This is a genomic window from Bacteroides sp. 3_1_23 (genome assembly GCF_000162555.1).
Taxonomy (GTDB): Bacteria; Bacteroidota; Bacteroidia; order Bacteroidales; family Bacteroidaceae; genus Bacteroides; species Bacteroides ovatus.
Genome location: NZ_GG774954.1, coordinates 163060 through 179714 on the forward strand (window position 1 = coordinate 163060; position 16655 = coordinate 179714).

Annotated in this window: 7 protein-coding genes and 1 pseudogene; 5 read left to right on the forward strand and 3 right to left on the reverse strand. The window is 42.6% G+C overall.

The window, feature by feature from the left end:
- Positions 1-46: 46 nt before the first annotated feature.
- From rsgA to HMPREF9010_RS08195, 3 genes are all read right to left on the reverse strand, one after another.
- Positions 47-979: a ribosome small subunit-dependent GTPase A gene (gene rsgA, locus HMPREF9010_RS08205; RefSeq protein ID WP_008650069.1), complete on the reverse strand. Its 933-nt coding sequence runs from the start codon at positions 977-979 to the stop codon at positions 47-49.
- A gap of 106 nt (positions 980-1085) precedes the next feature.
- Entirely contained in the window at positions 1086-1646 is a 561-nt protein-coding gene (frr, locus tag HMPREF9010_RS08200) for a ribosome recycling factor (RefSeq protein ID WP_008650070.1), read from the reverse strand.
- A gap of 51 nt (positions 1647-1697) precedes the next feature.
- A complete protein-coding gene (locus HMPREF9010_RS08195; protein WP_004299199.1) occupies positions 1698-2609 on the reverse strand; it encodes an EamA family transporter in 912 nt (303 codons plus the stop codon).
- Positions 2610-2988: 379 nt separating this feature from the next.
- On the opposite strand from HMPREF9010_RS08195, the pseudogene HMPREF9010_RS08190 reads away from it, so the two are divergent.
- The 5 genes and pseudogenes from HMPREF9010_RS08190 to HMPREF9010_RS08170 all read left to right on the forward strand — a co-directional run bounded on the left by HMPREF9010_RS08190 (position 2989) and on the right by HMPREF9010_RS08170 (position 16654).
- Positions 2989-7020, forward strand: a pseudogene (locus HMPREF9010_RS08190) (response regulator).
- 131 nt (positions 7021-7151) lie between these two features.
- Positions 7152-10211 (forward strand): SusC/RagA family TonB-linked outer membrane protein, encoded by a 3060-nt coding sequence (locus HMPREF9010_RS08185; RefSeq protein WP_008650071.1) that lies wholly within the window; start codon positions 7152-7154, stop codon positions 10209-10211.
- Positions 10212-10225: 14 nt separating this feature from the next.
- Positions 10226-11839 (forward strand): RagB/SusD family nutrient uptake outer membrane protein, encoded by a 1614-nt coding sequence (locus HMPREF9010_RS08180; protein ID WP_004306542.1) that lies wholly within the window; start codon positions 10226-10228, stop codon positions 11837-11839.
- A gap of 25 nt (positions 11840-11864) precedes the next feature.
- Positions 11865-13979 carry a BACON domain-containing protein gene (locus tag HMPREF9010_RS08175; protein ID WP_008650075.1) on the forward strand — a complete coding sequence of 705 codons (2115 nt, stop codon included), beginning with the start codon at positions 11865-11867 and terminating at the stop codon, positions 13977-13979.
- A gap of 11 nt (positions 13980-13990) precedes the next feature.
- Positions 13991-16654 (forward strand): glycoside hydrolase family 2 TIM barrel-domain containing protein, encoded by a 2664-nt coding sequence (locus HMPREF9010_RS08170; protein ID WP_004306546.1) that lies wholly within the window; start codon positions 13991-13993, stop codon positions 16652-16654.
- The last annotated feature ends 1 nt before the right edge of the window (position 16655 follow it).

The window sequence follows — 16655 nt, forward strand, 5'->3', positions numbered from 1 at the left end:
AAGTGTGAACAGCATTGGTTTTATAAGCACGCTGCTCGCATTTTTTCTAATAAGCAGCCCGATATTTTCCTTCCTCTTTATCTTCCAACATATTGAGATAAGAGGTATAACGGGATTCGCTGATGAGGTGCTCTTCCACTGCTTTGCGTACGGCACATCCCGGTTCATGACGATGTGTACAGTTGCCATATTTGCAGTCGGCGGAGGTTTTGAATATTTCGGGAAAATAATGTCCGATCTCTTCTTCTTCCATATCGAATGTGCCGAAGCCCTTGATACCCGGAGTATCGATGATATAGCCATCTCCTTCCACAGGGAACATTTCGGAGAAAGTAGTAGTATGCATTCCTTTGTTGTGGTAAGAAGAAATTTCGCCGGTCTTGGCTGCTATGCCCGGCAGTATGGAATTGATAAGAGTCGATTTGCCGACTCCCGAATGTCCGGAAAATAAAGTAATCTTGCCTTCCAGTGCTTTTTTGATTTCAGCCACTCCAGTGCCGTTCTTTGCGGAAACTTTGAAGCAAGGGTAGCCGATTTGTGTGTATAAGTTGATAAGTGCGTCCAGATAGCGGAGTTCATCTTCGTCGTAAGCATCTACCTTATTAAATACCAGTTTTACAGGGACGCGATAGGCCTCTGCGGATGCAAGAAAGCGATCAATAAAAATAGTGGAAGTTTCCGGATAATTGATGGTTACCACCAGCATACACTGGTCGAGATTGGCAGCAAGGATATGAGATTGTTTGGAAAGATTGGACGAGCGGCGGATGATGTAGTTCTTTCTATCTTCTATTTCACTGATAAAAGCAGTGCCTTCCTGATTAAGTATAATCCGGACACGATCACCCACTGCAACAGGATTAGTACTGCGAATCCCCTTCAACCGGAAATTCCCTTTGATTTTACATTCAATAGATTGTCCGTCATCGGTTTTCACCTGATACCAACTACCCGTGTTTTTGATTACTAATCCTTTCATATAAATTATAAATTAAAAATGAAGAATGAAGAATTCAGGCTGTGTTTCAACTGAATAATACAGCATTATAATTCCTCATTCTTCATTCTTAATTCTTCATTATTTTTTAGACGGTCATAATTTCTTTATCCTTTTCAGCCAGCATATCATCGATTTGTTTGATATACTTATCATGGATTTTTTGCAGTTTGGCTTCCGCATTCTTCTGCTCGTCTTCTGCCAATCCGTCTTTTACGGCCTTTTTCAGTGCGTCGATGCCGTCACGACGCGCGTTGCGTACGCTTACTTTAGCCGTTTCGCCTTCTCCTTTACACTGTTTTGCCAGTTGTTTACGACGTTCTTCCGTCAGGGGAGGGATGCCGATACGGATCATTTCTCCATTGTTTTCGGGCATGATACCGAGGTCAGAGTCGATGATTGCTTTTTCGATGACACGGAACATGCTTTTATCCCAAGGCTTGATTACGATACTGCGGGCGTCCGGAGTAGTAATTGCTGCTACATTGCTGATAGGTACCATACTTCCGTAAGAATCTACGCGGATACCATCTAATAAGCGTGCACTCGCTTTTCCGGCGCGGATATGTGCCAGTGCTTCTTCCAGATACATGATGGCCATATCCATCTTTTCTTGTGCATTTTCAAGGCAAGTCTTTACGTCTACCATATTTTTTGAGATTTAAAATTGCATTTTGATTGATTAAGTAGCAAAAGTATATTATTTTTTGTTCATCTGCAACAGCATACCCATCTTTTTTATGAGTGACTTGCCAATGATAATCAGGGTAACGGCGGTGATAATCATTAAAATACCCATCATTAAGCGGGGAGTCAGTTTTTCGTGAAACAGGAGAACACCGAAGAATAAAGCTGTCACCGGTTCCAAAGCACCCAATATTGCCGTTGGTGTAGAGCCTATATAATGGATGGCCAGTGCGGTACAGACCAGTGATACGGCAGTTGGCAGGATGGCGAGTGATAATACATCGGCCCAGAGCCAGGCAGACGGTATTACTTGCAGTTCCGTACAGAAATTTAAACGGACGATATAAACCGATAGTCCGAACAAAATGGCATAGAAGGTAAGTTTCGTGGTCGGCAGGTTTTTCAATGTCGAACGGTTTACACCTACTATATATATAGCATAAGAGAGAGAAGACAACAGAACAAAGATAATTCCCAAAGTCGATAGCGGTTTGTTGCCGTCTCCCTGATAAAGCAAGGCAATGCCTGAAAGTGCCAGCAGGATGGAGAAAACGGTAATGGCGGAAATCTTTTCCTTGAAGAATATTCCCATAATGACAGCTACCATCACCGGATAAACAAACAGGATCGTTGAAGCAATTCCGGCATCCATATAATTATAGCTCATAAACAAAAGCAGTGATGAAAAAGAGAATAACAATCCCATAATGACTAAGGGCAAAACGTCTGCCTTATGAAGTGCAAAAGACTGATGCTGCATTTTCATCAGAATACCCAATACGATTGTCGCAAAGAAGTACCGGTAGAATAAAACGGTATCGACACTCATTCCGGCTGCATAGAGCGGAAGTGCAAAAAGAGGATTCATACCGTAGCTCGCAGCGGCAATCGCTCCATAGATAAAACCTTTGGTTTTGTTAGTCATTGTTTTGCTTTTTTTAATGGCGTGCAAAAGTACGCAGTTCACCAATGATAAACAAGCGTTTAGGCGGTTGGTAGTATAATTTAATCTTTCGTATGCTAAAAACTATTTCTTAGTGAAGAGGATACTAATCTTGTTTATGCATAAAATTAATCGTCTGACAGTTGTTAAACTTGCGTCTGACTACTGTTGAACTTTCGTCTGACAACTGTCAGACGAAAAAGAATCAACTGTCAGACGACTAATTTTATTCGATCGGGAGATTAGTTATACGCAGTCTGAGGAATAATTAACAGGCAATAGTCAATCAGGTTTTTGCATAAACACTTGCATATATCTTGGATTTTCCCGAATATTGTATCCGAATTATCGAAAAACACAGATGACCAAAGCTAACTTTCTTGTTATTTATTGCCTGTTTATATCGGGACTTTGTTGCATGGCAAATGTGACAAAGGATATCAATATGCGTTTTAAAGACGTGAGGCAAGGACTTTCGCATCAAACGGTCAATTGTTTCTATCAGGATGAATTCGGATTTTTATGGATTGGTACTCAAGACGGACTGAACCGCTTTGACGGTCGTAAATTTGAAGTCTTCAAACCGGATAACGCCAATCCCTATTCAATCAATATAAATAATATCCGGCAGGTTTGCGGAAACAAGGAAGGATTGCTTTTTATCCGTAGTTTGCAGAGTGTGACTCTTTATGACATGCGTTTGAACCGCTTTAAGGTGTTGCGTGAAGGAGAAGTTGCAGGAATCTGCTATGCGCACGACGCATTGTGGATAGCTACCGGAAAAGAAATCTACCGTTATCGTGATCTCAACCAAGTGCCCGAGTTATTCTTTTCATTCCCTTCGGACGGAGAGGATATATTGATGAACAGTCTAATGGTTCGTCAGAATCAAACCGTGGTGGTGGGTACTTCTTCCAAGGGTATTTACTGTATCGATCAGGCTGCTCATATCACCCGTCATATTGATGTGGGGGCTGTTAATTCGATTACGGAAGACAGAGACGGGAGCATCTGGATAGCTACCAGAAATCGGGGACTTACCCGGTTGGAGGCAAATGGGGAGCTTACTCATTACAGATATAATAAAGTGGCTGATAATACAATCAACCATGATAATGTGCGTCATGTGACACAAGCCAATGATAGTCTTCTGTATATCGGAACTTACGCCGGTTTGCAGACTTTAAATCTCTCTACCGGAGAGTTTACGGATTATGAATATGACTTGAATGTGGAGGCAGCCGATATACGTTCCATCATTTCGATGCATTACGACACTTCGGGAACTTTATGGCTGGGCACTTTCTATCAGGGAATACAATATTATAATGTAGCGAATGATGCTTATCACTTTTACCGTTCGTCTACGGCTGTTGGCGGGCATTTGAATTCCTATATCATCAGTTCCATTGCCGAAGACTGTTCCGGGCGGATCTGGTTTGCAAGTGAAGGAAGTGGATTGAACTACTATGATAAATATGCCAAACGCTTTTTTCCGCTTAAACATTTATATGCTCAAGAGCTGTCTTTTAAGATTGTGAAGTCTTTGTATTATGAGAAAGAACCGGATTATCTTTGGGTAGCTTCGCTTTATCAGGGCATCAATCGGATTAACCTGTCGACCGGACATATAGAATCTATTACGGAAAATATCGATACTCCGGAAGGAAAAACAGTCGACAGGGCCTATAATCTGGTAAAAATGATAGAGTTTGCCGGTCATGATTCCTTATTGATAGCAGCCAAGGGTGGGCTGCTTGTATTGGATAAAAAACATCTCCGGTTACATCATTTCGAACATCCTTCTTTAGCTTCCAGACATTTGTCGCAGGTTTGGGATATGACGTTTGATAAAGAAGGGGATTTATGGCTGACCACTTCTTTTGATTTGATACGGGTCAATTTGAAAGCGGGTACTTCCCGTAGTTATCCTTTCTCCCAAATAGCGCAGAGCACGGCACAGCACCACATTAATCATATTCTATGTGATAGAAAAGGACGTATATGGCTGGGATCGACGGGATAGGGAATTTATCTATTCGATAAGAAGAAAGACACCTTTGTAGGATACGGAGCGAAGCAGGGATTGGAGAATGGATTTATCACCGGATTGGTAGAGAGTCCGCTGGACGGTTCCATTTATGTGGCAACGAATGGCGGTTTCTCTAAATTCAATCTAGCCACTACCACATTCGAGAACTATAACAGGCAGAGTGATTTTCCCTTGAATAACGTGAATGACGGAGGGCTGTACATTACGTCCGACCACGATATTTATGTCTGTGGACTGGCAGGTATCGTTTCCATAGCCCAGGAGAAACTGAACAAGCAGTCTGTGGATTATAATGTGTTCGTAAAACGAGTGCTTGTGGATAATACGGAAATACAACCACTTGATTCGTTGGGACTTATCAAGGAAACGGTATTGTATGAACATCAATTAGTATTGCCGCCCAGGTATTCTTCCGTCACTTTTGAGATAGCGAGCAATACCCTGAATAATATTTCCAATATCGGTCTGGAATATAAACTTGAAGGATTTGATAACGAATATATGAAGGCGGGAGATAATACGATGGTTACTTATACCAATCTTCATCCGGGGCGTTATACTTTTCATGTTCGTGGCGACCAGTTGCGCATTCACGACCAGGAAGCACCTTCTGCCAGTTTTGAGCTGATAGTGGAGGCTCCCGTTTATCAACGAGCATGGTTTATTTTGCTGATGATATTGGCAGGTATCCTTATTGCAGGTTATATTATCCGTATGTTCTGGATACGGAAAACCTTGCAACATTCTCTATTGGCCGAGAAACGGGAAAAAGAGTATATCGAAAATGTGAATCAGTCCAAACTACGTTTCTTTACCAATGTATCGCATGAGTTCCGTACTCCGTTAACGCTTATATCCAGTCAGCTTGAGATGCTCCTGATGCATAAAGACATGCTCCCCGAGGTGTATAATAAAATTTTGGAGATTTATAAGAACTCCCGCCGGATGAATAATCTGGTGGATGAAGTGATTGATATCCGTAAGCAGGATCAGGGATATCTGAAATTGAAAATTTCCAAAGAGAATATTGTTGCGGTGATAGAGGAGATTTGTTGTTCTTTCTATAGTTATGCGCAGCTGAATAAGATCGATCTCCGCTTTTCTTCCACTTTGAAAGAAGCGGATTTGTATATTGACAAGACGCAGATAGAGAAAGTATTCTATAATCTATTGTCCAATGCTTTTAAATATACGAAGCCCGGTGACTGGATTTCTGTAGAATTGGTAGCGGAAGGAGAGAATGACATTGTGATTTCAGTCAATAATCTAGGTGTCGGTATCGAAAAGTCCAAGATCAAACATGTATTTGAACGGTTTTGGCAGGATGACTCGGCAACAACTACACAGACAGTCAAAGGATCGGGTATCGGGTTGGCAATGGCGAAAGGAATTGTGGAATTGCATCAGGGAACTATCGGAGTGGAAAGTGAGCCGAATGGAATAACGTCTTTTATCGTTACTCTTCACCGAGATGCAAATGTGAATGTGGAAGCATCTTCCTCTGCAGATGAACGCGTTGCCGGACATTATGTAATAGAGCCTCAAGAAATCTCGGAAATGGTGAAGCCGGATAAAACGGTGAAAATACTGATTGTGGAGGATAACCCGGAGATGCGTAAGGTGTTGGCACAGATTTTTGAACAAATATATGATGTATATACGGCTGCCGACGGGCAGGAAGGATTGGAGCAGGCTTCTTCACTACAACCACAGATGATTGTGAGTGATATTATGATGCCCGTTATGTCCGGCCTGGAGATGTGCGAGAAGTTGAAAAGCAATTTGCAGACCAGCCATATTCCTGTGGTATTGCTGACTGCCCGCAACCGGGAAGAACATACCTTAGAGGGCTTGCAGACGGGAGCGGATGATTATATCTCCAAACCTTTCAATATCAAGATATTGGTGGCCCGTTGCAACAATATCATCCAGACTCGTAAACTGCTCCAGCAGCGGTTTGCCCGGAATGATGAACCTAAAGTGGAAGACCTTCCGTTTAATCCGATCGATAAAAAGATGCTGATGGATGCTACGGCGATTGTGGAATCTTATATTGATAACGCAGACTTTGACGTAGCCACTTTTGCACGTGAGATGTGCATGAGCAGAACTTTGCTTTTCACCAAACTGAAAGCATTGACCGGACAGACCCCGAATGACTTTATTTTATCTTTGAGACTGAAAAAGGCAACAGAAAAATTAATCAATGATCCCAATGCCCTGATTGCTGATATAGCATTTGATTACGGTTTTTCTAATCCAAGTTATTTTATCCGATGTTTTAAGAATGCTTATGATATTACTCCGGCTGCTTACCGGAGGAAATACACAAACGCTTAAGATATAGCGTCTTATGTATTTGTCTCCTGGTGAGAATTGTACTATTTGAACTTTTATACGGACGATTCTATTATTCGAAATCACTAATTATTTGGATTTTTGCGCTGTAATCATTCAAATTATTACATAGTATGAAAAACATCGTAATTAAATGGGCTGTGTTCCTGACAGCCTTTCTTATCTCTTTAGAGGTTAGTGCTCAAAACGTCAGAGTTTCTGGAGTTGTGACAGACGCACTTGGACCAATCCCCGGAGCTAATATTATGGAGGAGGGGACTACTAACGGTACAGTGACGGATGTAAATGGAAAATATTCAATCAGTGTATCTGCAAAATCTACCCTTGTTTTCTCTTGTATAGGATATAAGGAACAGAAGATACGTGTCGGTACGAAAACGGTACTGAATGTGGATATGGTAGAAGAGTCGAAAATGCTCGATGAATTAGTCGTTGTCGGCTATGGCGTTCAGCGTAAAAGTGACGTGGCAACTTCGGTAGCCTCGGTCAAAGCGGATGAAATGAAAACCTTTCCTGCCGGCAATGTGGCTGATATGCTGCGTGGACGTGCCGCAGGTGTGAATGTAACGAGTAGTTCCGGACGTCCGGGATCGACTCCTTCGATCACTATTCGCGGTTCCCGTTCTATCAGTGCGGACAATGCTCCTTTATATATCATAGATGGTTCTCCTTCCAGTGCAACGGAGTTTAGCACGTTGAGTGCGGACGATATTGAGTCGGTTGAAATTCTGAAGGATGCTGCGTCGCAGGCTATTTATGGGGCACGTGCCAGTGACGGTGTGGTATTGGTAACTACCAAGCGCGGTAAAGCCGGAAAGGTGGAAGTCAGTTATAATGGTTATCTGGGTATCCAGTCTCTCTGGAGAAATTTTGATTTCTATTCTCCCGAAGAATATATGCAGCTTCGCCGTGAAGCGAAAGCACATGATAAGGGAATTGTTGATGCACGTGAGATTTCGATAGCCGAGGCATTGGAAGACGAGGTTATGCAGCGGGTATGGGCCAGCGGAAAGTTTATCGACTGGGAAAAAGAAATGTTCAGAAATGCAATTTACCATAACCATGATGTCAGTGTGCGTGGAGGAACAGAGAAAATCAAAGTATCGGCAGGTGCCAACTATTTTGACCAACAGGGAATGGTAGTTACCGGATCGGGATACCAGAAGCTTTCTTTAAGGTTGAATCTGGACTTTGAAATATCAAAGTGGATTAGTTTTGGCATCAATTCTTCTTATGCGATGACTAAACAAGATCGTGAGGATGGTAACTTTAATGATTTTATTACCAGTTCCCCATTGGCGGAAATATATGATGCGGATGGTAAGTATACAAAGTATATCAACTCGGAAGGAAATTATAATCCTTTGTACCGTGCTCAACATTACGGATGTGAAGTATCCCGTGATAATTACCGCCTGAACTTTTTTATGGATGTGAAGCCTTTCAAGGGATTCAATTATCGTCTGAATACTTCCGTTTATAATCAGACATCTGAAGACGGTTCCTATAAAGATTCCCAATATCCGGGAGGCGGAGGAACAGCTGTGCTCGACGAATCACGCACGCAGAACTGGCTGGTTGAGAATATTGTGACTTATAAAGTGCCTATCCGCAATAAGAAACATCAGTTGACGTTGACCGGTGTGCAGTCTGTCGACCATAATGGCTCGAAGTCTATCGGCTATTCAGTAGAGAATCTTCCGGTAGATAAAGACTGGAATTTCATTTCTCAAGGTGAGTTTACAGGCAAGCCCCGTCGTCAGTTTAATGAAAATAATCTGGTGTCGTTCATGGCTCGTGCACAGTATTCGCTTTTAGACCGTTATCTGTTGAATGTGGCTGTTCGTCGCGACGGTTCCAGCCGTTTCGGAAAAGAAAATAAATGGGGTACATTCCCGTCAGCTGCTTTTGCCTGGCGTGTCAATCAGGAGAATTTCCTGAAAGATGTGTCGTGGATTGATAACCTGAAACTACGTGTCAGTTATGGTATTGTTGGTAATCAGAACGGTATCGGCAATTACACTACTTTGGGGCTGGCAGATAATAAAGGATATGAGTTTGGAGATACTTTCCAGATGGGATATTTGCCGGGTAAGGAGCTTTCTAACCCGAACCTGAAATGGGAACAGTCTGCAACGGCTAATTTAGGTGTTGATTTTAGTTTCTTCAATGGTCGCCTGAATGGTACGGTGGAATATTACAATACGCATACGAAAGATTTATTGGTGGAACGCTCTTTGAATGCATCACTTGGATATACCACTATGCTGGATAATCTGGGAAAGACAAAATCCAGTGGTATCGATCTTTCTTTAAATGGTGATGTGATACGTACGAAAGAGTTTACCTGGTCGCTTGGAACTAATTTCAGTATGTATAAGAATGAAATTGTCCGTATTGACGATACGCTCGATGAAAATGGTAAACCCGCCAGTCAGGTAGCACAGGGATGGATTATCGGAGAACCGATCAATGTATATTATGATTATCTGGTAGACGGAATTTTTCAGTATGATGATTTTGATATCACTCGTGACGGTACAGGGAATCTGGTATATACGCTGAAAAATACCTACGACAGTAACAGTGACGGTGTAGCCGACAGCCCGATTGATTACGGTGGCGCTATTGAACCGGGAATGGTCAAGGTGCGTGATAACAATGGAGATGGAAGGATCACGGCAGATGACAGAGTGCCTATCCGGAAAGATCCGAAATTTACCGTCTCTCTTTCTTCCACATGGAACTGGAAAGGATTTGACTTGTTCATGGATTGGTATGGAGTTTCCGGCAGAAAGATAAAGAATAGTTATTTGTATGACTATAATTCCGGAGGTTCTTTGCGTGGAAAACTGAATGGAGTGAAGGTGGATTATTGGACTCCGTTCAATCCGTCGAACGAATTCCCGCGTCCTTCTTATAGCGCAGACCCTGCTTATTTGAGTGCCATCGCTATTCAGGATGCATCTTATATCCGTTTACGCACCTTACAATTGGGATATACTTTCCCGGCCAGACTATTGAAGAATACTCCGATTCATAAATTACGTCTGTATGCAACTGCTACTAACTTGCTGACATTTACGGAATTTAAGTCTTATAGTCCCGAACTGACTCCCGGGTCTTATCCGGAGTCCAGACAATATGTATTTGGTGTCAATGTTTCATTCTAAAATAAAGAATCCTTATGAAAAAGTTAATATATACAGCCTTTGTCATCTGCGGAATGTTGACCGCTTCCTGCTCGGATTTATTAAATCTGGAATCAAAGACAGATGTGACGAACAATTACCTGTTCACTACTCCCGAAGGGTTGAATACAGCTGTTACAGGTCTGTACTCCCTGGCTCGTGAATTGCCGGGTGGAGCGGATAATAATGAATCCAATCTGTACATCGTTACTATGTGTGACTTTAATACGGATATTGCGATACTTAGAGCAGGTGTTTCTACTTCAATCGGACGTTTGAATACGAGCTTTACTCCAAGTACTGGGGATGTCAATAAGTTCTGGAAACATCACTATGGTATTATTGGAAAAGCAAATGAAATTATTGTAGCCGCAGAAGCCCTGGGACTGGATGACAGCGATGTGCTCCATGCATGGAGTGAAGCGAAATTCTTCAGAGGACGGAGCTATTTTGAACTCTGGAAACGCTTTGACCGTCTTTATCTGAATATCACCCCGACCACCGTCGACAATCTGAAACGGGAATACAAACCTGCTTCTCATGAAGAACTGATGACGCTGATTACAACTGACTTGGACGATGCCATGAAAGGGCTGGACTGGTCGCTTCCTCAAAATAATGGAAATGTATTGTATGGACGGGTAACAAAAGCTACTGCCAAGCATGTTCGTGCACAGGTTGCCATGTGGGAGTCAGATTGGGATACAGCCATTGAGGAATGTGAGGATATCTTTAAGCAGGAAGGCATCTACTCGATGGAAAAGAAAGCCGAGAATGTATTTAATGGGGCAGATTTGAAATCTCCGGAAGTGTTATGGAGTTTCCAATATTCACAAAACTTGGGTGGAGGTGGTTCCGGAACTCCGGTTGCCGGACATCGTGTCTCTATTCAAACCACTACCCGAATCAATAAAATTTCAGGTTGTATCAATACGGCCGATCAGGGTGGATATGGTTGGGGACGTATTTATCCGAATACCTATCTGTTGAGTCTGTACGATCAGGCAAAAGATACGCGATATAATGAGTTGTTTGTTCACCGTTTCAAATACAATGACCCTACTTCTCCTAAATATGGAGAATTGATTCCTCTTACACAGAGTTCCAGCTATTGTGAAACACTGCATTTTATGTCGAAAAAATACTTTGACCAATGGACGATGGCTGATAATCCGGACCGGACAACGGGTTTCAAGGATCTGATTGTCTATCGACTGGCAGAAACTTACTTAATGGCGGCAGAGGCATATATGCGTCGTGACGGAGGTATGAGTACGGATGCTTTGCGCTGTTACAATAAAACATGGGAACGTGCGGGAAATGATAAATTTGCAGGTCCTCTGACGCAGGATATACTTTTGGATGAATATGCCCGTGAGTTGAATTTTGAAGGCGTTCGCTGGCCTTTGTTGAAACGTTTGGGACTCTTGGGCGAAAGAGTGAAAGCGCATTATGGCGAGACGAAGGCTGAAAACCCTTATCTGGATAAAGATTATGCGGAATGCCGTACCAGTTTTGTGGTTGGAAAGCACGAATGTTGGCCTATTCCACAGGAACAGATTGACTTGATGGGGAAAGAGAATTTCCCACAGAATGAGAACTGGTATTAAGCGATTGATTATCTGTAAAACATGAATGAATATGAAAAAAATAATATACTTCTTATTGATTTTAAATCTGGGGTTACTTTCTTGTGTCGATGATGCATCGGTACGCGTGATGCCTGAATTTAATTGTAAAGATACAAAAGTAAATTTGGCGAAAGCGGCGGGTTCTTCTGTTACGTCGCTGTTATATACCAATGTCGGTCAGGTTGTTGCACAGTACGAAGCAGAATGGCTTTCTGTAGATGTAAGTTCAAAAAGTGTTGTCTACACGGCCTTGACACAAAATGATGGTGAAGATGCAAGAACGGCTGTCGTGAAACTGACTTGCGGCTCATATACAGTAGAAGTGACGGTTACCCAGGATTCTAAAGAACCGGATCTTTCTTTGAAGATAGGACAAAGTGTGGATGAGGGTATCGGTATGATTTTCTGGGTGGATCCTTCGGATAATATGGTAGGAAAAGCGGTTTCAGTGAAACGTCAGGGGGGGAATCCTTTTGAGGCTTCTGTGATGCCTCATAGTGCACTTTCCACCGTCAACGGATATGCTAATTCTGCCTTGTTCACTTCTCCGTCGGCAAATGATGCGGTAGCATATTGCCAGTCGTTGGGTGACGGGTGGTATCTGCCTGCCCGCGATGAATTATGGGAATTGTTTGATACCTATAATGGTGTTGGACATACTGATCCGGATTTTGTTTCAGTCGTACCTGATAAACTGACGGAAGTAGAGAAGGCGGCACGTGCTGCATTTGATAAGATGTTGACTGATTTACAAGGTGATGTGATGAACGAGGCTGCCGGTTCAGGTAATGGCGAAAGCTATTGGTCGAGTACGGAAAACGCAGCAGGTAATCAGGCTTATTGGGTACGTTTCGGTAAATCGGGAGCTGATGCAGGAAATAAAACAGCTACCAACCGTTTTGTAAGATGTATGCGTACAATCGGTGATTATACTTATCCTGAAGAACCGGCAACATTGACGGTTAATCCAAATCCTGTGACATTGGAAGGAGCTAATGAAGCGGAAGCAAATGTGACATTGACATCCAATAAAACGGTATTTAGTGTGGCTTTGGCAAATGATTCCTGGCTTTCGTATACTATTTCGGGCACAACAGTTACGTTCAAAGCAAAATCTAAAAATACCACTGGCGATGTTCGTACGACTGTTGCTACGGTTACAGCCGGTACTGGCACAGCCGCTAAGTCGGTGGAAGTAACGGTGAATCAGAATGTTGCGGCTGAAGGAGGCGCTTCTCTCGAGTTAAGCACAAATGCCGTGACTATTACTCCTGATGCTGTGACGAAATCAGAAGGAATAACGATGATTTCTGATGAAACAGAATTTACAGTAAATATAACTGATGAGTCTTGGGTGAAAGCGTATGTTGATATAACAAGTAAAACTCTTTATTTCTGGACATTATCGCCTAATTTGAATAGTTCTAACCGGGTAACGACTGCTACAGTAATAGCCGGAAGCGGAGCGAATGCACCTAAACAGGAAGTTACTATTACACAAAGAGGGCTTTTAAGTTCCGAGTTTGCGGTGGGACAGGTGATTGCGGATAATGGTTCGTTAAAAGGAGGCATTGTGTTCTGGGTAGATGGCACTAATCGTGGTAAGGCTAAGATTATGTCGTTGGACAGAGAGAATCTGGCATGGTCTACGGCAAGCTCTCCGGCTTCTACCGGTTTAACTTTATCCAATGACAATGGCCTGGCAAATACTACTGCGTTGGCAGCATTGCCGAATGCAGCAGAAATGCCCGCTCTTAAATATTGTATGGATAAAGGTTCCGGATGGTATTGGCCTACGAGAACGGATTTGGAACAGATGTTTGAAACTTATAATGGGACTGCAGTGGCAGATGCAACGGAGAATAACCCGGATGCGATTACCGATTTTGAGAAAGCAAACCGTACAGCTTGGGATCAAGTGATTACTGGTGCGGGAGGAACTATCATGAATACGGCAGCAGCATCTGCTACCGGAGATTCCTATTGGGCTAGTCGTGAAACATCGAGCGGTACAAGCGCATTTTATGTACGTTTTGGAAAACCGCTTGCCTGGGATAAATCGAATGCTAAAAAAGACGGTAAAAGATTTGTTCGTGCAGTCCGTTCAATCTCGAAATAATGGTATTAAGTATGTATAAGGTATATCCAAAAATAATTTTAGCCTGTTTGTTACTGGTTATGACCGGCACGGTTTATAGTCAGCGTGTGACGCAAACGATTAATGACGGTTGGAAGTTCTCCCTCTTTGAGGGAGATGCCTCTACTGCTGACTTTGATATTTCCGGTTGGACTGACGTTTCCATTCCTCATACGTGGAATGCAAAAGATGCAGATGATGAAATTCCCGGTTATTTCCGGGGAAAAGGCTGGTACAGGAAAGTGGTGGCTGTGGAGGAACTGATCCCCGAACAAAGAGTCTATCTTAGTTTTGAGGGAGCCAATCAGGAAACGAATGTGTTTGTGAATGGAACGTTTGTTGGAAATCATAAAGGTGGTTATTCCGCTTTTACGTTTGACGTGACTGATTATGTTCATGCCGGACGCAATCTGATAGCTGTGAGCGTTGACAACTCGCATAATCCGGATATTGCTCCTCTTTCAGCGGACTTTACTTTCTTCGGGGGAATCTATCGGGATGTTTATCTGGTGTATACTTCTCCTGTGCAACTGTCTACTACTCATTACGCTTCTAGTGGGGTGTATCTCAAAGCATCGAAGATTACGGATTTGCAAGCAGATATTTCAGTAAAGACATTCTTGTCTAATGCTTTGAAGAGTAATCAATCATTGATTCTTGAAACGGAGATTTTGGATGCAGATGGTAATAGAGTAGCACTTTCACAAAAGAAAGTAAATGTGAAGGCAGAAGAAAAGAATGTAGCTTTTGAATCGCTCATGGCTATTACGCAGCCTAAACGTTGGGATGTAGACTCTCCTTATATGTATAAGGTATATAGCCGTCTGAAGAATAAAAAAGAGGAGGTGCTCGATTGTGTTGTCAATCCGCTGGGAATTCGTGAATATCGTTTTGATGCGGAGAAAGGTTTTTTCTTGAATGGGAAATATCGGAAATTGATTGGTACCAGTCGGCATCAGGATTACAAAGGAATGGGAAATGCTTTGCGGGATGAAATGCATATCCGGGATGTACAGTTGAGTAAGGATATGGGAAGTAATTTCCTGCGAGTGGCTCATTATCCGCAAGATCCGGTTGTGATGCAGATGTGTGATAAGTTAGGACTATTGACTTCGGTTGAAATTCCAGTAGTGAATGCCATCACTCAAAGTAAGGCATTTATGGATAATTGCGTGGAACAGGTGACAGAGATGGTTTGTCAGAACTATAATTATCCATCTGTTATTATTTGGGCTTATATGAATGAAGTGCTTTTGCGTCCTCCTTTTAATCCGGAAAATAGGACGGAACGGGCGGACTACATGACATTCCTTCATCAAATAGCTTCGGCGATTGAGGCGCAGATCAGAAGTCTGGATTCGGAACGCTATACCATGTTGCCTTGTCATTCTACTTCTCAAATCTATCAGGAAGCAGGAATTGCAGAATTACCGATGCTATTGGGTTTTAATCTTTATAATGGATGGTATGGTGGTAGCTTGAGTGGATTTGAAGAGAAACTGGAAGAACTTCACAGGGAGTTTCCTCACAAACCGTTGCTCATTACCGAATATGGGGCGGATGTGGATACTCGTATTCACTCTTTTTCGCCGATGCGGTTTGATTTTAGTTGTGAATTTGGTTCCATCTACCACGAACATTACTTGCCTGAAATTCTAAAGAGGGATTATATCGTGGGAGCTATGGTTTGGAACTTGAATGATTTTTATTCCGAAGCCAGAAGAAACGCTATGCCTCATGTGAACAATAAAGGGTTGGTAAGTATGGATAGAGAACGTAAAGATGGATATTATCTTTATCAGGCTTATCTGAAAGAGGCACCTGTCCTGCACATTGCTTCTAAATCGTGGAAGAACAGGGCAGGAGCCAGTCGGGATGGAAAGAGCTGTACGCAACCTTTGAAGGTGTATACCAATGCAGATAAGGTGGAAGTCTTTTTAAATGGAAAGAGTTTGGGAGTATATCCGGTATCGGATAAGGTCGTTTCTGTGGATATTCCTTTTGTCAACGGAGAAAATGTGGTAGATGCTGTAATTGAAAAAGAGGGACGCGAATATCGTGACCAGTATGTTTGCAATTTCCAATGTGTCAATGTGAAGAACGGCTTTACGGAAGTCAATGTATTACTGGGTGCTCAACGTTATTTCGAGGATCGGACAGCAGAACTGTGTTGGATACCGGAACAGGCTTATGAAAAAGGCTCATGGGGATATATTGGCGGAGAAGTGGCTCCGAACAAGACTCGTTACGGTTCTTTGCCTGCCAGCGACACTGATATACTGGGAACGGATCAGGATCCTATCTTTCAGACGCAACGGGTAGGTATTGAGGCCTTTAAAGCGGATGTGCCGGATGGTGTCTATGCTGTATATTTGTATTGGACGGAACTTACTTCTGAAAATAAGAGAGAGGCTTTGGTGTATAATTTAGGAAATGATGTGGTGAAAGAGGAGTATGCAAACCGGGTATTTTCTGTGGATATAAATGGGGTATCTGTTGCCGGGCAAATGAATATTGCAGAAGAATACGGTTCCGAACGTGCGGTCATTAAAAAGTATATTGTTCCGGTTTCACAGGGAAAAGGGCTTGTCGTTCGTTTTGGAGCGGTAGAGTCTGTGCCTATTTTAAATGCAATACGAATCGTAAAAGAATATTAGA